The sequence below is a fragment of the Melioribacter sulfuriphilus genome (assembly GCF_052656625.1).
Map to the genome: position 1 here is coordinate 16630 of NZ_JBQXXK010000002.1, position 24828 is coordinate 41457.

Sequence of the window (24828 nt, forward strand, 5' to 3'; positions counted from 1 at the left end):
AAGAGAAAAGATTTTCATATTTCTTCGCATAATTATTTAAGCAAAATCATTCGAGCTGATTTGTTAAAATGACCCGCTTGAATCGAATAAATATAAACTCCAGCTGCCACACTTATGTTATTGTTATCTTTACCGTTCCATTCAAATTGATATGTACCTGCAGGATAATTACCATTTACGAGCGTTCTGATTTCCTGCCCTTTTATATCATAAATTTTCAGCGTTACAAATTCACTGCGCGGAATGGTAAATGAAATATTAGTCGAAGGATTAAATGGATTTGGGAAATTGTTATGAAGTTCATACTTTGCCGACAAAATAATATCGTCGAGTGATGTAGGAGCTGGTTTACTATTTGGATCGCCAGGATTTGTAACAAGGTTTATGTCCCCTGGATTTGGCTGACCCGTACGCCACAATCCGGCAGGATCTTGCAATTCCTGACCGTTAGTAAAACCATCGCCATCTGAATCGATATTTGCCAGATTTTCATTCCAGAAATCCTCAAAACCGCCAGGTGAAACAAGCGCTTCGACTGCTTTTCCAAATGAATTTCTTACTCCGCCTCCAGAAGGATTTACATGACAATTTGCACAATCAAATTTATTTCCGTTCGGAATCTTCGAAGTACGAAACCCTCTTGAAATTAATATTGTTGTAGATACGAAAAACGACAGGACTATAGCCACTCTGATTAACTTAGACATAAAGCCTCCGTTTGATAAATTCAAAACAGAGGAGTGCTCATACAAGTTCATTGCCGATGGGCAAAGTTAAAATTCTTTTTATATATTAGATATTAACAATTAGTTTGAAAGGAAAAAAATGGAGTATTATCCGACATTATTAACATTCCATATAATATTTGCAGGCGGCTGGATTTTCAGCGCATTGATAGATCAACCTTTTAAGAATTATATTAATGAAGCAAACACGAAAGATAAACTGGTAGAGCTATATCTCGTGTTGACTAATAAACTGGGGATGGTAGCTTCAATAGGCATATTACTCACCGGTATTTTGATGGTCATCTTCAATCCGGTCTATGGCTTTTTTGAATTTACATCTAATCACTGGCTCTTATCAAAACAAATACTAATGGTTGTCATTCTTTTGATAATTTTTATATACGTTATACCCACCTCAAAGGTCCTCAGAAAGAGTATAAAAGAAAAGAGTGATGAACTGAATACTAATTTGAAAAAAATCTATAAATTAAATACGATTGTAAACGTTCTGGTATTAATTAATTTTCTTTTTGCAATAACGCATCGATTTTTCGGATAATCGGAAATAATGAAAAACATATTAGTATTAGGTTCAACTGGCTCCATCGGTAAAAACGCCCTGAGGCTGGTCAAGGAGTTTAGGGACGAGTTTAAAATTGCGGGATTAACAGCCCACAGTAACATCGATTTGCTGGAAAAGCAGATAGAAGAATTTAACCCTCCGGCAGTGGTGGTCGGTGACGAACAAAATGCAAAAATCTTAAAAGAAAGGATTAATGGGCGCTGTGAAATTCTTTACGGTGAAGATGGTCTTATAGAAATTGCCCAAAGAAACAATTACGACATTCTACTTTCTGCCATCGTTGGCTTTGCAGGTCTGAAACCAACTATTGAATCGATTAAACTCGGTAAGAGGATTGCACTTGCCAACAAAGAGACTCTGGTAGTAGCTGGCGAATTAATAATGGAACTTGCAAGGCAATTTAATTCAGAAATTATTCCGGTCGATTCCGAACATAGCGCAATTTTTCAATGCTTGCAGGGTGAATCGAAAAAAGAGATAGATAAAATCATTTTAACAGCTTCTGGGGGACCTTTCTTAAACAGAAACAAAGCTGATTTCGAAAGCGTTACAATTCAAGAAGCTCTCAGCCATCCTAATTGGAATATGGGTAATAAAATTACGATTGACTCCGCTACGATGATGAACAAAGGACTTGAAGTAATAGAAGCTTATTGGTTGTTCGGATTAAAAAAAGAACAAATCGAAGTTTTAATTCATCCGCAATCTGTCATTCATTCGATGGTTGCATTTCAAGACGGCTCAATCAAAGCGCAATTGAGTACGCCCGATATGAAACTGCCAATTCTCTATGCACTAACATATCCCAGCAGACTCAATTATGGCGGCGTTAAGACAGACTTCAAAAAAATTGCGCAACTGACGTTTTTTGAGCCAGATTTTGATAAATTTGTATGTCTTAAATTGGCATACAATGCTATCGAAAGTGGAGGCATTGCACCCTGCATATTAAATGCAGCAAACGAACTTGCGGTTGATAAATTTTTGTCGGGTAAAATCAAGTTTTCCCAAATTCCCGAATTAATTGAAGATGCGCTCGTCAATCTTTATGAAGATGTAGAATTGTCGTTAGAAATTATTGAAAAATACGACCAGAGAACGCGCAATTACATAAACAATAGATATAAATAAAAAAAGAATGTTATGGACTATATAATATACTTCGCAATAACCATTGGAATCCTTGTCTTTGTACACGAATTCGGTCATTTTGCGGCAGCTAAACTTTCAAAAATGAGAGTGGATATTTTTGCAATCGGATTTGGTAAACGGTTATTTGGCTGGAATAAAGTCACTGGTTTTACTTTCGGCAATTTACCCGAAGACTGGGACGGAAATGGACACACTGATTATCGTCTGTGTCTTTTTCCACTGGGCGGCTACGTTAAAATAGCTGGTATGGTAGACGAGAGTTTTGACACCAAATTTACCGAGAGCGAACCGCAGCCGTATGAATTCCGTTCAAAATCGACTTTGCAAAAATTGTTCGTCATTAGCGCCGGAGTAATTATGAATCTGGCGTTAACTTTGATGATTTTCTGGGGCATTAATTATTTCCAGGGCAAGCAGGTAATAAAATCTACCACTGTTGACAAAGTACTACCAGGAAGTGTAGCCGAAAAGGCAGGTTTTAAATCCTACGATAAAATTTTAAAAGTCAATGATACTCCGGTTAACAACTGGGAAGACGTAATTTCCCATATGCTCATTCAAAGTAAAAAGAATATCAACGTCACAATTTTAAGAGACAACAAGGAATATACACTTACCATTCCTCACAATGTTATTGCCGAAAGTTCACAGGAAGGATTTTTTATCTATCCATATCCGACAAGACCTTATATTCAGGATGTATTAGAAAATTCTCCCGCCCAAAAAGCTGGCATTAAACCTGGCGATATTTTCCTGACAATTAATAAAATCGAATTGACCGACAGGGAACGAGCAGTTGACTTAATTTCATCAAATCCTAACAATAAACTCGAAATTAAAATACTCAGGAATCAAGATACACTTTTAACTGAGGTAACGCCCACAGATGAAGGAAAAATCGGAATTGTCATATCCGACATTTACTCGGGAGATTATGATATAATTAAATATGGCGCATGGGAATCAATTACACACAGTATATCGAACATCGGTAATTATACTGTACTTACTTTTTCACTATTGAAAAAAGTAATTACAGGAAATATTGCTTTCAATCAAGCATTCGGAGGCCCTGTAAAAATAGCTCAGTATGCAGCTAAGTCTGCCGACAGTGGAATTATGTCATTCTTACTCTTTCTTGCAATGTTAAGTTTGAGTTTGGCTATCATCAATATCCTCCCATTCCCTGCTCTCGACGGAGGACACTTGCTTATAATTCTTATCGAAGGAATTTTAAGAAGAGAGTTACCGGTCAAAGTCAAAATTGCTATCCAGAATGCCGGCTTTATTATTCTTTTGATGTTGATGGCATTTATAATTTACAACGACCTTATAAGTTTATAATCGTTCTTTGAGTATTATTCAGTTCATCTAAATTAACGGGAACAATGCAAGCCCCAATTTGAGTTTGTATTGTTTCCGTTACATATTCCACACCTTTTTAATTTTCACATAAAGCAAGACATTATAAGCGGAGAGACGCCGATGAAATACTATATTAATTTCTTCTTCATACTTTTTGCAATATCGCTTGTAGCACAGGAAAAAGAATATAAGTTAGATGAAATATACGTAACTGCTGGTAGAGCGCCAATTACATTTAAGGAAATCGCCCGCAGTATCGTTGTAATTACTTCCGAAGAAATCAAGAACCTTCCAGCAGCGAGTCTGGAAGATTTAATTGGTGCGGTAAATTCCGTCGATATCCGCACCAGAGGTGCAAACGGCGTTCAGAGTGATGCCGGTATTCGTGGTGGCACCTTTGAACAGACATTAATCCTCATCGACGGAATAAAAGTTAACGACCCCCAAACGGGACATCATAATATGAACTTACCCGTTTCGGTTTCCAACATAGAACGTATCGAAATTCTAAAAGGACACGGCTCCAGAATTTTCGGCGCTAATGCCTTTAGTGGGGTAATAAATATAATTACAAAGAAGAAAAACGACCCGAGTGCTGATGCAACGGCTGAAACTGGAAGTTTCAATTCATATTCATATTCATTCTCCGCCTCGCTTCCCACTTCATTCATAAATAATACAGTTACATTCGGTAAGAAAAAATCGGACGGTTATATTGCAAATACGGATTATGACATAACCGATTTTTCAATTAGTCAAAATGCAGGTATTGCTTCCCGACCGATTAACTGGTATTACGGTTATACGAATAAAAAATTCGGAGCATATAATTTTTACAGCGACCGTTTTCCGAATCAAAGGGAAGAAACCACTACGCAATTATTTTATGTTTCATCCGAATTAAATCTGTCAGAAGTTTTTTATTTATCTCCCAAAGTTTATCTACGCAAAAATCACGACGATTATCTGCTCGACTATACAAGACCTGACTGGTATCACAATATTCATAAGTCAACTTCTTATGGATTTGAGTTACAATCGACGCTTGTCTCGGATTTCGGTAAACTCTCATTCGGAGGAGAATATAGCGGGGACGAAATTGAAAGTAATAATCTGGGCAATCACAGGAGAGAAAAAAAGGGATTTTATATCGAGCAAATGTTTTCTCCCACCGATAAAATAAATTCATCTTTCGGATTTTTTGTCTATAAATACGATCGAGCCGGATGGAAAATATGGCCTGGATTCGACTTTGCATACAATCTCAATCACACAACGAAAATCTACACAACGCTCGGTAAGTCGTTCAGAATTCCTACATTCACAGAATTATATTACGACAGCCCTGCCAATAAAGGCAATCCAGATTTAGCATACGAGGAAGTGACTAATTATGAAATCGGACTAAGCAGCCGCGCTATTAATTATACTTACGACCTGAATTTATTTTTAAGATCTGGTTACAATTTAATCGATTGGGTAAGAAAATCGGATTCCGATCCATGGCGCGTGGAGAATGTAACGGAATTGAATACAACGGGATTCGAGTTTAGCTTTGGAATTAATCCATCTTTTTATATTTCCGATTTTTTCATTAAAAACATTAATCTGAGTTACACATATTTATCGTACGATCGTAAAGCGGAAGGTTATCAATCGAAATACTTGATCGACAATTTGAAGCATCAGCTCGTATGCTCGCTTGCGTACGAACTACCGTTCAACGTAAATCAAACCTGGATTGTTAAATACGAAGATCGCTTAAACTACGGCACAAATTTTTTAACGGACACACAATTTAATTACAGCAATTCTTCCTACCAATTTTACATTCGAATAACAAATTTATTCAACGTAAAATACGAAGAGATACCGGGCGTACTTCTACCTGGCAGATGGCTGACGGCGGGATTCAGAATAAAATATGAACATCTCGATAAGCAATAAATATTTTTGAGCTTCTTTTCTTATATTTGCAGCTAAAAAAACAGTGAGGTGTGCCATCGAAAATAGTCGTAACGAAACAGTGGAAAAAATCGTATCGCTTGCAAAGCGACGCGGATTCGTATTTCAATCAAGTGAAATTTATGGCGGTTTGAACGGATGCTGGGATTATGGTCCGCTCGGAGTAGAACTACTCAGAAACATCAAGGATGAATGGTGGAAGGCAATGACCTATCGTGACGACATCGAAGGATTGGATGCTGCAATCCTTATGCATCCCCGTGTTTGGGAAGCCAGCGGACACGTCGAAAATTTTACTGACCCGATGATCGATTGCAAACAATGCAAGGCGCGTTTCCGTCTCGATACACTCGCCGAACTTATATCCGACAAAAACAAAGAAAAAGCTCTCAAAGAATTTAATGAGGTGGAAGGCGAAACACTCGACGATAAATTTACATCATTACTCGAAAAGCCTGAAACAGCGCCGCAGCTTTTGAACTTAATAAGTTGTCCCCAGTGCGGCAACAAAGGCACTTTTACACAACCCAGAAAATTTAACCTGATGTTCAAAACTTTTTTAGGCCCTGTCGAAGATACGAATAACGTAATATATCTTCGACCTGAGACAGCTCAGGGAATTTATGTCAACTTTTTGAACGTTGCTAATTCAAGCAGGCAAAAGTTGCCCTTTGGAATTGCTCAAATCGGAAAAGCATTTCGAAATGAAATTAACACGAAGAATTTTCTCTTTAGAACACGTGAATTCGAGCAGATGGAAATGCAATATTTCGTAAAGCCTGGAACCGACAAAGAATACTACGACTACTGGAAAGAAATACGCATACAGTGGTTCAAATCCCTCGGGATGACGCCATCCAAACTCCGCTTTCACGATCACCCTGCAAACAAGCTTGCTCATTATGCTAAAGAAGCAACCGATATCGAGTACGAATTTCCTTTTGGCTGGGGCGAAATCGAAGGCATTCACAACAGAACAGATTACGACCTTAGCCGCCATCAGGAATATTCGGGTAAATCACAACAATATTATGACGACGTTTTAAAAGAAAAATATATTCCTTATATCATCGAAACTTCAGCCGGTGCCAGCAGGTCATTTATGGCATTTTTAATCGATGCTTATTATGAAGAAGAAGTTAATGGCGAAATCAGAAGTGTTCTCCGTTTTCATCCGAAGCTGGCGCCAATTAAGGCAGCTATTTTGCCCCTCGTTAACAAGGACGGAATGCCGGAAATCGCACGTAAAATTGAATCGGAGCTGCGCCCGCATTTCAAAATATTTTATGACGACAAAGGTGCTATCGGTAGAAGATATAGAAGAATGGACGAAGCCGGCACTCCCTATTGCATTACAGTCGACACTCAAACACTCCAGGACAATACCGTAACAATACGAGAGCGCGACTCAATGGAACAGGTAAGAGTCTCGATCGATAAACTTATTGCCTACCTTAAAGAAAAATTAATGTAACCGATGCGGCTCGAATAGAGCCGCATTTTCATTTCTATAGAATTCCAGACCTTATTTTTTTATCTTGTGTTAATAACTCGGGAATATTTGTTATGAAACGTTATTTACCCATTCTACTATCGCTCATTTTTCTCTATTGCACTGATAGTCTGCAGGAAAAAGGATCGCCGGAATATATCAAACAAATTAAAGATTGGCACAAGAAAAGAATTGAGAATCTAAAAAAGGAAAATGGATGGTTGAATTTAGCTGGACTTTACTGGCTCAAAGAGGGAAAAAACAGTTTTGGTAGCGATCCTTCGAACGATATTATTTTCCCTCCCGAAGCACCTGCTCATATCGGTTATTTTATTTTAAAAGATTCAACGGTCACGGTTAAAATTGACGATAATATTGAAGTTTATGAAAACAACACACCAGTAAAAGAAAAAGTAATGCACAACGACATGGAAGATAGCACAACAGTTTTACAGTTAGAACGATTTAAATGGTTTGTGATTAAACGCGGCAATCTCTTTGGTATTCGACTCAGAGACCTCGAAAGTCCTCTCTTAAAAAACTTCGAAGGAATAGAAACGTTTCCTGTCAATAGCGATTGGAGAATTGAAGCCAGATTCGAACCCTATAATCCTCCAAAAAAAATTAACATCCCTACAATTATCGGGACAATCGAAGAAGAAATGTCCCCAGGAGCATTGATATTTGAAAAGGATGGAATAACTTATCGATTAGATGCAATTGACTCAGGCGATAAATTATTTATTGTTTTTGCAGACAAAACAAGCGGAACTGAAACATACGGAGCAGGCAGATTCCTCTATACCGATAAACCTGATTCAACTGGTACAGTAATCATCGATTTTAATATGGCATATAATCCGCCATGCGCTTTTTCCAGATATGCTACATGTCCATTGCCGCCAAAACAAAATTATTTGAATCTAAGAATTACAGCAGGTGAAAAAAATTACGGGAAGCTGCATCATTAAATGAAAAAGAGGGATTCTAAAAATAATTATATCGAGCTGATTACACATCAATTGAGAACTCCACTTTCTACAGTTCAAAGCTCGGTCGACCTGCTCGAGTTGTATATTCGAAAGGGAAACAAAGCTCGTCAATTGCAAATACTCAACAAAGTTAAAAAAGGTTTGAATGAACTTAGAAAGATTATCGATCAATCCACGTTAATTTATAAAGCAGAGACAAACAAACTCAGCCTTACAAAAAAGGAGTTTAATTTACGCGAATTAATTAATGATATAATCGAAATCGTAATTACAGATACATCCGATAAACATTTTATCAACGTTGACATAGAAAATTCAGCAGAGACAATTTTCTCCGATGAACTGATATTAAAAGAAATTTTATTGAATCTGGTTACAAACGCCATAAAATACTCGCCCGAAGGAGGACAGATAAAAATAACTGCTGCCAGAAGAGGTAACAGAACCATTCTATCGGTCAAAGATGAAGGGATGGGAATACCGGCATCAGACATCAACAAAGTATTCGAACCGTTTTTTAGAGGCTCAAATACCTCAGAAATAGAAGGAGCAGGTCTCGGACTTTCAATTGTTAAAAAATTATCCGCTCTGCTTCAAGCTGAGATCGAAGTTGAAAGCACAATCAGTAAAGGCACTGAATTTAAACTTGTTTTATAAATGAAGAGAGTTCTAATAATAGAAGACAACAAAGACCTGGCCGAAAACATTGTATTGTTACTGAAAGAATTCGGTTATGAAACCTATTGCGCATATAATGGTTCCGAGGGATTGAAAACTTTATTTAAGATTCATCCCGACATTGTTTTATGCGACATAATGTTGCCCGATTTAAGTGGATATAAAATCCTGTCGAGCATTAAAAAAATAGATGATATAGAACCGCCCATATTTATTTTTCTTACGGCTAAAGGTGAACGTATCGACATAAGAAAAGGGATGGAACTCGGAGCAGACGATTATATTCCCAAACCATTTACTTATGCAGAACTTCTAAATTCAATTAAAGCTCAACTGGAAAAGCGAAATAAATTTATTAAGACGCACGGAAGAATAATCGACAATAATGAAGGCGCAAAAGAATTATTGACAATGAATGATTACATCTTTATTAACGATAAAAAGCATCCTGGCTTTTATAAAGTTCAGGATATAACCTGCATAATAAGCATGAAGGATTACTCAAAAGTCAATATACGCGACGGCAGGATGTTCCTGTTGCGCAAATCGATGAAAGATTGGGAGAAGCAATTACCCGCAAATAAGTTTATAAGAATTCATCGTCAGACAATAATCAATATCGAATTTGTAGAATCGTTCAAAAAAAGCAGCAGCAATCGATACTTGATTAAATTAAAAGGATACGAGAAAGAATTCGATGTTAGCCAGCGATCGGTAAAAAAAATCAAGCAATTTGTCCTATAAAATTATCGCTTGTCTATTTATTTAATCGCTCGTCTAAAAACTATTATTTTCTCCCCTCATAAAATTTATTTTTGTTGTGCACCCTCTGAGAAGTGGAATCGAAAATGATTTAAGAAATATCAAATGTTTCGATTCCACTTAATTTTTTAGTCAGATGAATCCCAGCCGGAAGTTATAAATATGAAAGGATGTAAATTTTGGGATCAATTAAAAAAACTATTTATGACGAATCGGTTTTCCCTCACGACCATATTGAGCTCGAAAATCTTTACAGAATTATCACCGAATTTTCTATCGATTGGATCTACTGGTTAGACCCTCACAATAAATTAATTTATAACTCACCTTCCTGTCGTTACATTACAGGTTATTCGAAAGAGGACTTTTTTTCCGATCAGTCATTATTAATTAAAATTATTGCACCGGAAGATAGAAAGCGTTTTATTTCTCATACACGCGATGTTATTAGAGGAAAAGTTTTTTGCTCAGAAGAATTTAGAATAATTACTAAAGACGGACAAACTAAATGGATTGCTCATAACTGTCAGGCAGTATACGACGACAATAATAAATATATCGGTAGATACATTAACAACCGCGACATAACCGAAATAAAAAAGGCACAGGAAGAAGTACGTTCCAGGGACAATCAGCTGAGTAACATTTGCAATGAAATAAAGATCGGTTGCTGCAGAATATCTCCATCTGGGAAATTGATTTCGATAAACAAAACTCTGCGAAAGATGCTGGGTTACAAATCCGAAGAGGATATCGACAAAGAAAATTTCGAACAGAATACATTTTTGAATCTTGAAGAACATAACAAATACAAGCAAGAAGCCGCCGCCGGTAAAATCGTTAAAAATATTACTACAGCCTGCATCAGCAACAAAGGCAGGATATTGTATTTCAAAGAGACACTCATACCTGTTAAGGATGCGAAAGGGAATATCGTCTACTTCGATATTAGCTTCATTGATATTACAAAACAACAAGAAGCAGAGTTAAGCCTTTTAGAAACCGAGGCACAAAAAAAGAATCTTGAAAAATTGAAAACTGAATTCCTTGCTACAATTTCTCATGAAATACGCACGCCTATTAATGTTATTCTGAATCTTGTTCAAATTCTTAAATCAGATTTAGCCAGCATGGATGTTGACAGAGAGATAATTGAAAGTACAGCTATTATTGATACTGAAACGCGCAGGATACAGCGCACAATCGGATTAATTCTCGAAATGTCCCAACTTGCAGCCAACAATTTCGATATTAACCCTGAACCCGTTGATTTATACAAATTGATTAAGGAGGTAGAAGCAAAATATATCGACGAAGCCCGTAAAAAAAATATTAAATTATTGGTAGTTAACGAAACCGACTCACCCGTAATAAAAGCTGACAAATACAGCTGCCTTCAAATATTCACACAGTTAATAGACAATGCCATTAAATACACTCCCGAAGGCGAAGTTCTTATTTTGATTGCAGAGCATTCAGGAAAAATTAGTGTTGAAGTGAGAGATACTGGAGTTGGGATTAAAAAAGAATATATACCGTATCTTTTTTCGACCTTTTCGCAGGAGGATAACAGTTATTCACGAATGTTTGATGGCACTGGTTTGGGACTAGCAGTTGTAAAAAAACATTGTGATTTGAATGATGCCGTAATTGAGGTTGAAAGTCAAAAGAATGAAGGGAGCGTTTTCAGAGTAATCTTTGATAAAGTTTAGTTATTATCAGAATATGAATGAATTCAAACCGATAACAAAGTTGTTTCCGTCCAGTTGATTTAATTTCCATGTAAATTCCAGAACAAAAGGACTTATCAGGTGACCGATTCCGAAACCCGCTTCAATAAAAGGATGGATAAATAATTTTGGTTCATTGTTCATAATTTGCCTGCTTTTTTCCGATAGGTTAATTAATGCTGCATTCAAATGAAGAGTAAAGATTAACCTGGAATTTTTCATAAAAGGGATCAGGCTAAATAATTCATCTTTAAAATCATGTTCGGTAAAAATTGCCAGACATCTATCGCCATACACTTCGCCCGGTCTGATCGTTCTGAAAGAAAATGATTTACCGGCTGAGTTGATATTGCCTGAAAGAGAATGTAACATTTGTATAGGGACAGCTCCTTTTGAGTAAAAAAATTCTGCAATAAACTGAAATTCAGCTGCACCGAAAGTTCTAGTGCCTCCTTTCATGTCAACTTTGTAAGTACTGAATTCAATTGAACTGTTGAGCAAATCCTTATTGCTGCTAAATATTTCCCCGTTCAACAGGAGATATCCTTTGTCGTTGTTGATTCTTCTTCTGGTATATCCGTCCTCAATATATTTTCTGAAATCGAGATTAATTCCAAACTTAAAGCCGTTTATATTTCCGTCGAAGATTTGTTTGTTAGCACTGAATTTTCTATCCCGATAAAAAAATGAAAAATCAGAATTATTCACCGAACTTTTGTCGGTACGCAATACAATACCACCGCTAAGGTTCATAAACGGTAGTAAGTCGCCACCGAAATAAAGTTCGATTCCTTTTGAATAATAGTAATCCATAAAATCATATTTATAGAAGAGACTTGAAATAGTTGAAGTAAACTTATTATAAGAAATGGCATCGCCAAAGAGTTCGTATAATTTATCATAGGCTTTGAACCCAACAAAACCCGTTCTGTAAGTTCCGAATTGATATTCGGCAGAGAGTCCAACGTTTGTTTTTCTATCGTTAAAGCCGTATGAAATTTCAAATTCGGAATTAAGTCTTCTGTTCAAGGCTTTTTCCAGCATTACATTTAAACTTACCAGATGACCCGACACTTTATTAAAGCTATATAAAGTCAGAGGTCCGTTAACACTCAGGTTACGCCATATATTCAGGCGCGGCGAAAGTAAGGAAAAATTATCCCAGAATGTTTTTTCGATTCCACTTAAACTATCAATTCTTCTGTAAGCTTCGAGTTCCGTAATTGAATAGGGGATTGTCTGTACTGAAAACCAGTAGAGAGAATCCCTGCTATCAGCTTCGGGTAATACTTTAATTGTTGCATAATCAAAATTCAGATCGATTTTGTCGTTGATGCAATAATCGAAGAAAATGGTATTAACATCGAAAGCAAATTTTATAGCATTAAAAATGTTGCCCCCTACCGACAGTCGATAATCGATTGGCATATAGACATCTTCATAAGGATAGAATTGCTGCGATACCGATATACTGTCGAGGAATCCACCCGGAAACCCGTACTTGTTCACATGAACTTTAAGTCCTGCCAGTGCAAATGTTTTATCAGCAATTAACAATATTCCTTTAAAACCTTTGTCGGTAGTGTCCCTCGGCTCGAAAGTTACTTCGAATATTGCGGTGTTATCCCGTGTTAATGTATCGGATATGATGAAGTAATAATAATCGAGGGCATCGTCGGCTAAAGGACTTTTAAGCGGTCTATTAAAAAAATCAATCTCTTCCCTGTAAAAATCCTTTAGCAATCTCGCACCTGTGATAATATTAATTTCAGATGGAGTATTCGCAGTTTGTTTTCTGGCCAAAATTATTTCTTTAAAGTTATCGGGTTTACGGAAATATCCTTTGCTTTCGTTTTCAATAATTCCAGTAATCTTTAAGTCTTCGGAATTCTCGCTCGTGCTAATTCCCAAACTTTTATCAGTTGCTTCTAAATCTTGGTTTGTTTTAATCAGAATTTTAGTGAAAGCATGATATTCATAAGAATCAAGTATCTGTTTACGGATTTTCTTGTATTCGATGGCTTTTGTCATCAAAGCTAAGGCGGGATTTTCCACCGGCAAAACAGTTACCTGTTCTAAAACAATGGCAGAGCGTGTTAACCTGAAATTGACTGTCGTATCTCTGTTCAAATCTATCAAAGCTGTATCCGATTTATAACCAATAAAAGAAACAATAAATTTATATCTACCTTTATCGAGCTTTAAAAAATAGTTTCCATCTTCATTGGCCGAGGTTCCTCTCAAAGTACCTTCAATTCTCAAATTGGAATATGGCAGTGCATTGTTTTCTTCGTCTGTTATTTTACCGGTGATATTGTACTGCTGAGAAAATATAAGGAGTGGAAATATTAGCAGAGTAATAAAAAATAATTTTATCATACGTTTGCGTTTTTTATCTTAAGTAATAAAATAGTGTAGTTATTAAAATATACAAAGGGATGAACTTATGAAAGGTAAGATAGTCATTGCAGGTGGTACCGGATTAATTGGACAGGCCTTAACTTTGTTTCTAAGAAATAAAGGATATAAAGTAATCGTTTTAACAAGGAACATTCCAAAAGATATTCTTGAAGATATTGAGTACGTGACGTGGAATTATTATGAACAAAGCGAATGGATAAAATCGATCGAAGGCTCAGAAGTTATAATAAATCTGGCTGGAAAGAATCTGGCTTCGGGCAGATGGAATTCCGAGATCAAAAAGTCAATCCGAGAAAGTCGTGTGAAACTTACGCAAAATTTGGTAAAGTCATTTGCTTTAATGACGCACAAACCATCATATTTTATATCGGCTTCTGCTGTAGGATATTACGGCAATACTACAAATCCTGTTGACGAGAATTCGCCTCAGGGAAATGGATTTTTGTCTGAATTAACAGCTGAATGGGAAAAGTCCGCTTTAGAAGCTGAACAATTGGAAGTACGGACTGCATGTTTGAGATTCGGAGCAGTATTAAGTGCTAAAGGCGGAGCCTTGCCCAAAATAATCAAGCCAATTAAATATTTTGCAGGCGCCGTACCTGGTTCGGGTAAGCAATTTTTCCCCTGGATTCATATTGAAGACGCGGTGAGAATGATTGATTTTCTTATGGGAAAAAAATCAAGTGGCATTTATAATGCAGTAAATCCTGATACAATCACAATGGAAGAACTAATTAAAACCGCTGGAGAATTATTAAACAGACCCGTTCTTTTTAGAATTCCTGAATCATTAATTCGATTGGTGATGGGAGAAGCTTCCGAAATTTTATTAAGCGGCGCTCCAGTAAGACCGAAAAGAATTACTTCTGAAGGATTTAGTTTTACATTTCAGAATATAAGAGAGGCTTTGGAAAATTTGATTTCTTGATTATTCAAACCAGGAAACAATTTCGAAACCGCCCGTCCCAGGGAAAGCAGGGGGACTGAGCAGCATTAATCTATCATCATATCTATATCTTTTATTATATCCATGAATGATATATGTATTACCCCACCAGTCAGTAGTAAACTGTCCTACTGGCCCTCTGGTATATTGAGTAATGCCACCATAAAGTTTAATAGTGCCTCTTGGAGAACCGTGCTGATAATCTTGTACAGTGAACGAACCTCTTTCTGCATAGATTGCAGCCTGTATTATGATATCGTTACTGTTGGGAGTATTGTTTACAATGACTACATCACGTTTTGCAACCAATCCAATTACATCAGTCGAGTTTGGATTGGTTTCAGGATTATTATAACAAACTATATTGTCTTCAAGAAAGATTTTACCCCGATTGCTCCCAGTTCCTGAAACTCCAACCGTATATTGTCCTTTGACTGTACCGCTAACATGAAGTTCTGCGTTTTCCACATAGATAACGCCATTTGGTGCAAACGTAGAAGCGAGTTCATAATTCCATGGTGAGCCTGTGCTATAACGGTATCTCACACTGTCTCCTCTGAATTCGAGATAAACTTTGTTTTGTCCGCTTATAATTCTGCCGCCTGCAGCAGCCGCCGTTCCAACTCTTTCAACGCCGTCTTCAGGAATATCTTTATGTACACCTGTTTCAAGACCACCGTAGAAATGTGGATTTGCAGTGTTCGAATATTTTACTACTTTGCCATCAATTGTTACTTTTCCGTAAAATACCGGTTCGTCGGCTACTCTCAATTGTCCGTTCGTATGAAATGGGCCCCAAACCGTATCTCTTGTAGTCCACCAGATATTTGCTCCCTCTGTGTCAGAAAAATAGGCGTATTTTGAAAAGCTACTTGGCTTTAATAAAATTTTGACGGTTGAAGAAATTCCTTTATAATTAGCAATTGATGTAATCTCTCTTAAATCCTGCGAAGGATTAATTGTAACCAGACTTATACTAATAGTACCACCGTCAAAATTATAATTATAATTGCCGTCTGGTAGATCATTATTTAAGAAAACTTTATTTGCTATTAAGTTTACTCCTGCAGTAGCAATATGATGAGCTTTTGTTTCGTAGAAATAAGTAGCCATATTATCGACTGTCTCGGTCGACATACGATTGAAATTCATGCCGGCGACCATAAAAACAAGGCTGAATCCGAGCACTAACAATATTGCAGCTTTACCACCCATTAATATACCTTACTATCTATTACCCAAATTTCTTGCGGCCAGTCTGATTTGACGCCATATAACTCTTTTGTCAAACGAATAATCATTGCCGTATGCGTACGGATTTTCAACTGCGATATCAATTTGTATAGTCGAAATACCCAAAGGTGGAGCCTCAGGAAAATTCGTAATTTCATTTCCAAGTGCATCATAGTATGTAAGCTTGAATTTTGTAATTCCGAGGTTAGCTCCTTTGGGTGTTTCATTATTAACCACTCTGTAAAGTATTACATCATTCGGATTGGGAGTCTGAGATGTCAGGGTATCATTCGGGTCAATATAATAATAAATTTCGTCGGGAACTCCGTCCCCAAGAGGATCAGTAGTTGTGACTATATCTGTTAAAAATCTAATTCCATTTGAATCGGCATATAGAATTGCCTTTGTAGGATCGGGAATTTTTGACCAATCTTTACAATAACCGATTTTACGAAAATCGTATTCGAGCAGTCTAACCACTTCAGTTAAATTTTGCTGAACAATTTTTTCACCGCTGAAATTATAATTATTTTCAACGGCCGCGTCGTTCATCCTGAATAGGATCAAAAGGAGCATTCCACCGACTATTGTTGAACCCAATATGTCTAATAATGTACTGAATCCCATTTTTCACCTGAAATACCAATAGCTAAAAACAGTAGACATCGACACTGTATCGGACATGCTATCGCTGAATACTTTTACCACTATTCTCTTATGCCATGTTCTATTGGACGATACTTGTTCCGGATTGTCAGGGTCCACATAGTCGACCTGGCAGAGGGTATTGTAAACTAAAAGGCTGTCAGTTCCTTCCAATCTTATTGTGTCGGCTTTCGGTACGTAGCGGTAACAATTATAATCATCAAAATCATTGAAGGCCTCTGGATTGCTCGACGATTCCCCACTTTCAATGCCGAGATTCTCTGGTAAAGTCAGTTGCGATAGCGAGGTTAGATCCGTCGTATCGCTCTCGTTATCAAAAGCCAGTCCTGTCGCTCTTTCAATTGTTGATGTGGCTAATGAAATGCCCATAATATGATAACGACTGTCGTACATTGTAGTTGTCGTGGTCATCAAACCCCTATTGACATTCAATATTACCGTCGTCAGCAGAAAGATAGCCCCGATTGTTATTAACATCTGTCCTGTATTCATCTTCAACCCTTCTGAAGAGCTGATATTCTATTTACTAGCTTCAAAATGCGTGCTATTTATTAAATTATCGAAAACAGACAACATTTTATTTAATGGCTTTGCTCGAATGTAAATTTAACATGTAAAATTTGCAGAGGCAACTAATATTAGAGATTTATATCACAAAGTTATTATATTATCAACAAACTATTATCTGGATTACACAATGGATGCAATATCGATACTGGTACTAATTAATTTAATAGTATCAAGCAGTGCAAACTGGAGTGGCGCGCGCAAAGGACTAAAAACATCGATTACAAAAGTAGTAGAGCGACCGGCTACTTATCTTCAAAAAATTCCACCAAATATATCTGCTTTGATAATAGTATTGATTATTCTCTCATTCTTCGGTGTCGGCACTTTGAATAACCTTAGCGATGAAAAATTTCTCTACGTCAGGACAATCGGCTTATTACTTTACATTGTTTTTTCATGGTTGCAAATTAAGTCTTATAAAACGCTCGGGGATTATTATACACAGGACGTAGCTATATTGAAAAACCACAAATTAATTACGAATGGACCTTATCGATTCATTCGTCATCCACAATATCTGAGTCAGGTACTGAGCGATCTGGGTGCTGGCTTGGCTTTTGCGAGTTACTTAATCATACCAATTGTTCTGTTGGTTGAATTGCCCCTATTCGTACTTAGGGCAGTCCTGGAAGATAAATTGCTCGAAAAACACTTGGGCGAAGAGTACAGAAACTATAAAAAATCAACTTCTTTTATGATACCTTTTATTGGGTGACCTGTAATGAAATTTATTCATCTCCTTTTATTAATACTATCATTCACAATTACGGTTTCGGCTCAGCGTTTATACCAACTTTCGGTTGAATTACCTGATACTTCAGCTCATCTTTCTTTTGTAACAAAAAAAGGAAACATTTACATATCGGCAACCGAATTTGCATCGATTACTTCTGCCGGGGTTTATTATACCGACAAAACTCAAAAAGTCGAATTAAAATACGAATTATATAATATCAAGCTTACAGCCAAGAGCCAATTTATAGTTTTAACCGACAAAAATTCGGGCAAACAGGAAGTTTATCAATTACCCTTATCCACACTATTTATTAAAAACGACGTCTTTTTTCCCTTGTCGTATATGATCGGCTATCTCGAGAAAACTTCGGGCTACAACATTAAATTCATCCCATCCAGAAAACATTTAATTTTATCGAAGAAGCCTTTATCAGAAGAAAGTCTGCCTGCAGATAGAAATTTTTATGACGTTCAAAATATTAGCGTAGAAGAGAAAGCGAATGGCTCATTAATAAGATTAAAAATTTCCGAGCGCGTGATTACTCCGCGAATTTCGATAAAAGACAACAAACTATTTCTTTTTTTCTCTTCTGAAAAAATCAATCCAGAATTAGTAACTCAATTTAGTCCCAAAGGATTTATCAAATCAATTAGACTTATAAATATCTCACCGAATAGCAAACAGATAGAATTCGGATTATCAGGCGATTATTCCGACGCCGAAATAATACGCAATCCATCAAACGGAGAATTAATTGTAACCGTTCACAGCAAATTGTTTACTGCTGATAATAATCCCCCTCTGGAGAAATGGATTTTTGATACAATTGTAATTGATGCCGGGCACGGCGGCAAGGACCCTGGCGCCATCGGGACAACGGGCGTAAAAGAAAAAGATATCAATCTCAAAATTGCTCTCGAACTCGGAAAATTGATTGAGAAGTCAGTACCAGAAGTCAAAGTGGTTTATACACGCACCGACGACAGCTTTATTGAACTTTATAAAAGAGGTAAAATTGCTAACGAAGCAAACGGTAAATTGTTCATATCGATCCACTGCAATTCTATGCCAAAGAAAAAAAGCACTCAGAGAGGTTTCGAAGTTTATCTTTTGAGACCCGGCAGAACTCAAGAAGCCATAGCTATTGCAGAATTTGAAAATAGTGTAATTGCATACGAAGATAATCCAGATAGATACAAGGAACTGACGGATGAAAATTTTATACTCGTGAGCATGGCTCACTCACAATATATGCGCTATTCTGAAAAGTTTGCTGAAATTCTTAACGATGAATGGAAGAGAAAAGTTAATATCCCGACTAACGGCGTTAAACAGGCTGGATTTTATGTGCTGGTTGGCGCATCTATGCCGTCTGTATTAATTGAAACAGGGTATATTTCCAATCGACACGACGAGGAGTATCTTAAAAGTAGCAAAGGCCAAAAAGAAATAGCCGAATCGATTTTCAACGCAATTATTAAATACAGAGAATATTATCACAAAGAAATAATCTCAAATTAATTTGTTTTATAATCGTGGTAATAATAACTTTACATTCAAAATTCAGGAAAGGAATTTAAAAATGACAAATGCACAGAAATGGCTTACTGCATTTTTTGGTATTTTTTTGTTGCTCTTCATTCTGGGCAGAATTCTTCAAAAAGAAGAGACGTTGTCGCTGCCCGAAAATTATTCCGAAAAAACGATGCAGTCGAATCAGGAGTTGGACGCAATGACATTAATTCGACAGAATGGATGTGTATCGTGTCATGGTCAAAACCTCGAAGGCAGCACGATTGCTCCTGCACTGGTAAATATAAAGGAACACTGGACACGGGATAGATTAATTAACTACTTGCGTAATCCATCGTCTTACAGCAGCGACGAACGTTTTAAGGAATATAAATTAAAATATAAAAACATAGTAATGCCAGCCTACAACAATCTGGATGTAAAAGACCTCGGGAAAATTGCAGACTTCTTACTAGAAAAATAATTTTGAAGGGACTTTAATGTAAGTTTAGGAGGCTGTCAATTGACAGCCTCTTTTTTTTGTAATTAATTAAGCTTTGTCGTTACTGCCAAGCACGTTTACAATTTTGTGTTTGTAGAGTTCTTTCAACGCCTCGCGAGCAGGACCGAGATATTTACGCGGGTCGAATTCTTCCGGATGTTCGTTCAAGTATTTTCTGATTGCGGCAGTCATTGCAAGTCTTCCGTCGGAATCGATATTGATTTTGCAAACAGCCGAGCGGGCAGCTCTTCTAAGTTGTTCTTCTGGAATTCCTACTGCATCTTTCAGACGTCCACCATTATTGTTGATGATTTTTACCAGCTCTGGTGGCACTGAAGAAGCGCCGTGAAGCACAATCGGGAAGCCGGGTATTCTCTTTTCGATTTCTTCAAGAATGTCGAATCTCAACGGCGGAGGAATTAAAATTCCGTCTTCAGTACGTGTACACTGCTCTGGTTTGAATTTATTCGCTCCGTGCGACGTACCAATTGATATTGCAAGTGAATCAACACCTGTCTTTTTAACGAAGTCTTCAACTTCTTCGGGTTTTGTATAATGAGTAACTTCACTTTGCACTTCATCTTCAATACCGGCCAAAACACCGAGTTCACCTTCAACTGTAACATCGTATTTATGAGCGTATTTAACCACCTGAGCGGTCAATTCCACATTTTTTTCGTAAGGATGATGTGAACCATCAATCATTACAGAAGAAAAGCCCATTTCGATGCACGATTTGCATAATTCAAAAGTATCGCCATGATCCAGATGCAATACAATCGGAATTTTATATCCAAGTTCTTCAGCGTATTCTACGGCACCCTTTGCAAGATTTTTCAGTAAAGTTTGATTTGCATATTTACGTGCCCCGCTGGAAACCTGAAGAATGACGGGCGATTTAGTTTCAACACATGCACTTATAATTGCCTGCAACTGTTCGAGATTATTAAAATTGAATGCAGGTATTGCATAACCGCCATCGACTGCTTTTTTGAATAATTCCCTGGAATTAACCAGACCCAATTCCTTGTAGGATATCATAATTCCACCTTTTTATATTAGTTTGTAAATATTAACTAAACAATTATATAAAAATCTAAGTACTAAATAAAGAAACGACTAAAAATTTACGACAACACCGATTCCGAATGTCAGCAAGTCAGTTCGTGAGCGTCTTATATTGTAACGCACTTGCGTTGCAGAAATAATTTCAATGTCTTCTTCGGTGAGATATTCGGCTTCGGTGCCGTATAAGTATCTGATTTTAACATCAAGATGGAGCGACTTTATTCCTGGTATGTTGTCGGTAAGCAAAAACAGGCTTCCAAATCCGCCACCATAACTCCAGTTGAAATCGTCAAAATTAGTATCTTCTGCGAAAGGTTCATCTGAATGTCGACTTTTGACTTTTGATGTCGTGAAAAGATACGACCCACCAAACAAGCCTTCAAGATATGGCTTAAATACACCTTCGAATGGCGATAGATAAAAAAGGAGATGCGCATTGGCCATATTATTCATTCTTTCTACATCCAGAAAGACCTCTGGAAAGCCGGGAAATGGCCTTGATTCTGAAACCTCGCCATAGACCATATAACTAAAACTAAGTCCAAAAGTATATGGCATATCATGCGTTGTTTCCCACAATTGCCCCTGAAACTGGATACCATAGCCAAGACGGTCTACATTATTTTTAAATTCACCCTGCGGAATCCCAAGCATAAAAGCGCCTCCTACACTCTGACCGTAAACAATAAAAGCCATAAACAGAATTAGAATAATTATTCTTTTAACCATTGTAGTCTTGTTTTTGATGTTCAATATAAACAATTAGAATACAACATTCTTCTTGTAGGCGCGAATAAGAAGATTGTGATACTCTTCATAGTTAATTTGGACTGTACCAAACATTTTGAGATGCTCGTTTTCGTATTGAACATCGAGCAACACAAAGCCGCGGTCATTCAGTCGTTCGATTAACTTTATCAAAGCGCATTTTGAAGCCTGGGACACGGCGGAAAACATCGACTCGCCAAAGAAAGCGCCTTTGTAAGTTACACCGTAAAGTCCACCTACTAATTTATTTTTCTGCCATACTTCGACTGAATGCAGATGGCCCAAATCATAGAGTCCTTTGTAGGCTTCGATTAATCTTTCTGATATCCAAGTGGAAGGTCGATTAGCACACTGACGTACGACTTCCATGACGGCTGTATCGTAACGATATTCGAAATCGACCGATTCCATAAATTTTCTGAGGGATCGCGGTACATTATAGCCATCCAGTGGAATGATAGTGCGGATTTCAGGTAGGTACCAATTGATTTCACCTGTAGATTCAGCCATCGGGAAGGCGCCCCTTGCATAAAGTTGAATCATGTTGGTGGGAAGTAGCAGATCGTCAGGAAAATTATGATTATCAGTCATCTACATCGACTTCGAATTTAATAATATCGTATCCTTTCTTTGATTCAAAGCCGGCAAAACACGCTCCTGTAAGCACCAGAATCATTCCTATCAAAAAAGCAATGACGATCGGAATATTCAGGTAATCCAGTGAAAAGAGATAGCCGATTCCAAGGAGCATCGACGTGAAAACAAATAGAGCTACAGCGGCAACATAACTGAGCACAGAATTTCTGATCAAACGCACGCGATAAACGAGCAGTTCAATTTGTCTGGCTATACTTACAAGACGTAGATTTTCCGTTGTAGAAAGAGGCTTGTCGCCTACTTTGACAAAAAGTTTTCTTTTTTCTTCGTTGAGTAGACGAATACGATTAACTACAAGCGAATATCTATTGTTAATTCCCAATAGAAGCAAGCCGCAGGCGCTTATCATCACAGCAGGCGCCAGCATAAATTGAATCAGATTCTGTGCATTAATGTCGAACATAAAATTATTTTGCATAAATATAATTGTGTAATACTTCTATAGTTTCCTTTTGAACAGTAAGGTCGAATTCAAGCAGGTCCCGCATAGCCAGTATTCCCGCTAATTTTCCTTCTTCAATTACGAGGATATGACGTGTCCCTTTGTCCTTCATTTTTTTAAGACATTCCTGATGAGATTCATTTATGTCGGCAAGAATTAGTTCTCTGGTCATTACATCGTCAATTTTTGTTGTTTTGATATCAAGCCCTTTTGCAATTACTCTTTTCACAAGGTCTCTTTCAGAAAATACACCCACGAGCTTACCTTCGTCATCCAGAACCGGTACAAGTCCTATGTTATGCTCTGCCATAAATTTCACCGTATCTACAACGGAAGTTCCCGTTTTTACTGTAAATATATTTCTATTTTGAAGCAACTCTTTAATTGTCTTCATAATCCCTCCTATTAAGCCTTAACGTCCTATTTAAAGTACGTAATGAAACTCAATAAATGCAAGAGAAAAAATTTAAGCCGACGCCAGGGCTTCCAATTCTTCGACAGATTTGGGAATTTTTTTGCCTAGAACGCGTGCACCATTATCTGTTACTAATATATCGTCTTCTATTCTAATGCCTCCAAAGTCTTTATATTTTTCTAGCCTTTCATAATTAATAAATTCAGTGAACTTATTTTCCGCTTTCCACTTGTCTATCAATTGAGGAATGAAATAAATTCCGGGTTCAACTGTAATTACAATTCCCGGTGCAAGCGCTCTGGCATATCGGAGCGACTTCAGACCGAACTGAGAACTTCTTTTAATTCTATCGTCGTAACCGAAGTTGCCCTCCCCGAAATTTTCAAGGTCATGAACGTCGAGCCCGAGTAGATGCCCCAAACCGTGTGGGAAAAAGAGCGCGTGTGCTCCCTTCACAACTGCCTCTTTTATATCTCCCTGCATCAACCCGATTGTTTTTAGTCCCTCAGCAATTACAGATGCAGCTTTCAAATGGACCTGTTTATAACTTCTTCCTGGTTTAATAAAATTAATTGCTGCAAGCTGGGCCGATAGTACGATATTATAAATCTCTTTTTGCCGTTCCGAAAATTTTCCGCCGACGGGGAATGTTCTTGTGATATCGCTGGCGTAATGTTCCAGACTTTCGGCACCGCTATCGTGAACCACCAGGTCGCCTTTCTTTAAAATATTATTATGTGAATGGTTGTGGAGAGTTTCGCCGTGTTTCGACAGAATCACAGGGAAGGACAATCCTCGTCCCATTGAATAAGCAAGTCCCTCTACATAGCCTGCAATTTCTTTTTCGATAATGCCGGGTTTAGCCATTTTAATTGCACCGATATGCATTTCGTACGAAATATCGAGAGCTTTTTCAATTTGTTCGATTTCTTCTTTAGATTTAACCGCACGTTGTTCTGCAACTGCACGTATAAGGCTTTGCGATGCATATTCATTAATTCGAAGAGCATCGATGCCGAGCAGGATCTGGAGTTTAAGCATATTTTCGTGGCGGTATTGAGGAATAAAATGGATTCTTCTTCCTTTCTTAATATTGTCGGTTAAATATTGTTGCAAATTTGAAAGCGGCTCTGATTTTCCAACTCCGACGAGGTGTGCTTTTTGTTCGACAGATTTTTGCGGCCCCATCCATACAATGTCATCGATATCAAAATCATTACCAAAAAGAATTTCTTTATTTTCGTCGATATCTATCACTCCTGCAAAATTTGGTTCGTCAATGCCGAAATAGTAAAGGAATGTGCTATCCTGCCTGAAGCGGTATGTGTTATCTGTATAGTTCATCGGTGCTTCGCCGTTTCCAAGAAATAATATTATTCCCTCTTTAATCTTCTTTTTTATCAAATTTCTTCTTTTGATATAAATTTCTTTTTTAAACATACATT

24 protein-coding genes are annotated in these 24828 nt (G+C 37.3%); 13 read left to right on the forward strand and 11 right to left on the reverse strand.

Annotated features, from left to right (window positions below):
* Positions 1 to 32: 32 nt before the first annotated feature.
* Complete coding sequence (locus tag ACUN8G_RS02060) at positions 33 to 707, reverse strand: FlgD immunoglobulin-like domain containing protein (protein WP_437345453.1); 675 nt, start codon at positions 705 to 707, stop codon at positions 33 to 35.
* A 118-nt stretch (positions 708 to 825) separates the two neighbouring features.
* On the opposite strand from ACUN8G_RS02060, the gene ACUN8G_RS02065 reads away from it, so the two are divergent.
* From ACUN8G_RS02065 to ACUN8G_RS02105, 9 genes are all read left to right on the forward strand, one after another.
* Positions 826 to 1287 (forward strand): hypothetical protein, encoded by a 462-nt coding sequence (locus ACUN8G_RS02065; RefSeq protein WP_437345454.1) that lies wholly within the window; start codon positions 826 to 828, stop codon positions 1285 to 1287.
* A gap of 9 nt (positions 1288 to 1296) precedes the next feature.
* Entirely contained in the window at positions 1297 to 2442 is a 1146-nt protein-coding gene (locus ACUN8G_RS02070; protein WP_437345455.1) for a 1-deoxy-D-xylulose-5-phosphate reductoisomerase, read from the forward strand.
* A 12-nt stretch (positions 2443 to 2454) separates the two neighbouring features.
* Positions 2455 to 3807 (forward strand): RIP metalloprotease RseP, encoded by a 1353-nt coding sequence (gene rseP, locus ACUN8G_RS02075; RefSeq protein ID WP_437345456.1) that lies wholly within the window; start codon positions 2455 to 2457, stop codon positions 3805 to 3807.
* A gap of 141 nt (positions 3808 to 3948) precedes the next feature.
* Positions 3949 to 5775 (forward strand): TonB-dependent receptor plug domain-containing protein, encoded by a 1827-nt coding sequence (locus ACUN8G_RS02080; protein ID WP_437345457.1) that lies wholly within the window; start codon positions 3949 to 3951, stop codon positions 5773 to 5775.
* An 88-nt stretch (positions 5776 to 5863) separates the two neighbouring features.
* Positions 5864 to 7267, forward strand: a complete 1404-nt coding sequence (locus tag ACUN8G_RS02085) for a glycine--tRNA ligase (RefSeq protein ID WP_437345787.1) — start codon at positions 5864 to 5866, stop codon at positions 7265 to 7267.
* A gap of 92 nt (positions 7268 to 7359) precedes the next feature.
* Positions 7360 to 8256 (forward strand): DUF1684 domain-containing protein, encoded by an 897-nt coding sequence (locus tag ACUN8G_RS02090; protein ID WP_437345458.1) that lies wholly within the window; start codon positions 7360 to 7362, stop codon positions 8254 to 8256.
* Complete coding sequence (locus tag ACUN8G_RS02095; RefSeq protein ID WP_437345459.1) at positions 8257 to 8934, forward strand: sensor histidine kinase; 678 nt, start codon at positions 8257 to 8259, stop codon at positions 8932 to 8934. It abuts the gene before it with no gap.
* Positions 8935 to 9699 (forward strand): LytR/AlgR family response regulator transcription factor, encoded by a 765-nt coding sequence (locus ACUN8G_RS02100; RefSeq protein ID WP_437345460.1) that lies wholly within the window; start codon positions 8935 to 8937, stop codon positions 9697 to 9699.
* A 197-nt stretch (positions 9700 to 9896) separates the two neighbouring features.
* On the forward strand, positions 9897 to 11429 hold the full coding sequence (locus ACUN8G_RS02105; protein ID WP_437345461.1) for a sensor histidine kinase: 1533 nt from the start codon (positions 9897 to 9899) through the stop codon (positions 11427 to 11429).
* Between the two features lie 6 nt (positions 11430 to 11435).
* Here ACUN8G_RS02105 and ACUN8G_RS02110 read toward each other — a convergent pair whose 3' ends face one another.
* Entirely contained in the window at positions 11436 to 13826 is a 2391-nt protein-coding gene (locus ACUN8G_RS02110; protein ID WP_437345462.1) for a DUF5686 and carboxypeptidase-like regulatory domain-containing protein, read from the reverse strand.
* A gap of 67 nt (positions 13827 to 13893) precedes the next feature.
* On the opposite strand from ACUN8G_RS02110, the gene ACUN8G_RS02115 reads away from it, so the two are divergent.
* The gene (locus ACUN8G_RS02115; protein WP_437345463.1) at positions 13894 to 14796 is read left to right on the forward strand and encodes a TIGR01777 family oxidoreductase; all 903 of its coding nucleotides are present in this window, start codon (positions 13894 to 13896) and stop codon (positions 14794 to 14796) included.
* Here the strand turns inward: ACUN8G_RS02115 and ACUN8G_RS02120 are convergent, their stop codons facing one another.
* Genes ACUN8G_RS02120 through ACUN8G_RS02130 form a run of 3 tightly spaced genes read right to left on the reverse strand, consistent with a single transcriptional unit; the run spans position 14797 to position 17205 of the window.
* Positions 14797 to 16029, reverse strand: a complete 1233-nt coding sequence (locus ACUN8G_RS02120) for a DUF4900 domain-containing protein (RefSeq protein ID WP_437345464.1) — start codon at positions 16027 to 16029, stop codon at positions 14797 to 14799.
* Positions 16030 to 16041: 12 nt separating this feature from the next.
* Positions 16042 to 16674, reverse strand: coding sequence for a hypothetical protein (locus ACUN8G_RS02125; RefSeq protein WP_437345465.1), 633 nt, complete (start codon positions 16672 to 16674; stop codon positions 16042 to 16044).
* 3 nt (positions 16675 to 16677) lie between these two features.
* A complete protein-coding gene (locus tag ACUN8G_RS02130) occupies positions 16678 to 17205 on the reverse strand; it encodes a hypothetical protein (protein ID WP_437345466.1) in 528 nt (175 codons plus the stop codon).
* 205 nt (positions 17206 to 17410) lie between these two features.
* Here ACUN8G_RS02130 and ACUN8G_RS02135 point away from each other — a divergent pair, with 205 nt between their 5' ends.
* The 3 genes from ACUN8G_RS02135 to ACUN8G_RS02145 all read left to right on the forward strand — a co-directional run bounded on the left by ACUN8G_RS02135 (position 17411) and on the right by ACUN8G_RS02145 (position 20015).
* Positions 17411 to 17998: a methyltransferase family protein gene (locus ACUN8G_RS02135; RefSeq protein ID WP_437345467.1), complete on the forward strand. Its 588-nt coding sequence runs from the start codon at positions 17411 to 17413 to the stop codon at positions 17996 to 17998.
* A gap of 6 nt (positions 17999 to 18004) precedes the next feature.
* Positions 18005 to 19540 (forward strand): N-acetylmuramoyl-L-alanine amidase family protein, encoded by a 1536-nt coding sequence (locus tag ACUN8G_RS02140; RefSeq protein WP_437345468.1) that lies wholly within the window; start codon positions 18005 to 18007, stop codon positions 19538 to 19540.
* A gap of 61 nt (positions 19541 to 19601) precedes the next feature.
* Positions 19602 to 20015 carry a c-type cytochrome gene (locus tag ACUN8G_RS02145; RefSeq protein WP_437345469.1) on the forward strand — a complete coding sequence of 138 codons (414 nt, stop codon included), beginning with the start codon at positions 19602 to 19604 and terminating at the stop codon, positions 20013 to 20015.
* A 66-nt stretch (positions 20016 to 20081) separates the two neighbouring features.
* Here the strand turns inward: ACUN8G_RS02145 and ACUN8G_RS02150 are convergent, their stop codons facing one another.
* From ACUN8G_RS02150 to ACUN8G_RS02175, 6 genes are all read right to left on the reverse strand, one after another.
* Positions 20082 to 21074, reverse strand: a complete 993-nt coding sequence (locus ACUN8G_RS02150; RefSeq protein WP_437345470.1) for a class II fructose-bisphosphate aldolase — start codon at positions 21072 to 21074, stop codon at positions 20082 to 20084.
* A 78-nt stretch (positions 21075 to 21152) separates the two neighbouring features.
* The gene (locus ACUN8G_RS02155) at positions 21153 to 21830 is read right to left on the reverse strand and encodes a hypothetical protein (protein ID WP_437345471.1); all 678 of its coding nucleotides are present in this window, start codon (positions 21828 to 21830) and stop codon (positions 21153 to 21155) included.
* 33 nt (positions 21831 to 21863) lie between these two features.
* Positions 21864 to 22460, reverse strand: a complete 597-nt coding sequence (aat, locus tag ACUN8G_RS02160; RefSeq protein WP_437345472.1) for a leucyl/phenylalanyl-tRNA--protein transferase — start codon at positions 22458 to 22460, stop codon at positions 21864 to 21866.
* Positions 22453 to 22929, reverse strand: coding sequence for a DUF2721 domain-containing protein (locus ACUN8G_RS02165; RefSeq protein ID WP_445480892.1), 477 nt, complete (start codon positions 22927 to 22929; stop codon positions 22453 to 22455). Before ACUN8G_RS02165 ends, aat begins: the two co-directional genes overlap by 8 nt.
* Positions 22930 to 22933: 4 nt before the next feature.
* Positions 22934 to 23362: a CBS domain-containing protein gene (locus ACUN8G_RS02170; protein WP_437345474.1), complete on the reverse strand. Its 429-nt coding sequence runs from the start codon at positions 23360 to 23362 to the stop codon at positions 22934 to 22936.
* A 72-nt stretch (positions 23363 to 23434) separates the two neighbouring features.
* A complete protein-coding gene (locus ACUN8G_RS02175; protein WP_437345475.1) occupies positions 23435 to 24823 on the reverse strand; it encodes an aminopeptidase P family protein in 1389 nt (462 codons plus the stop codon).
* Positions 24824 to 24828: the final 5 nt, after the last annotated feature.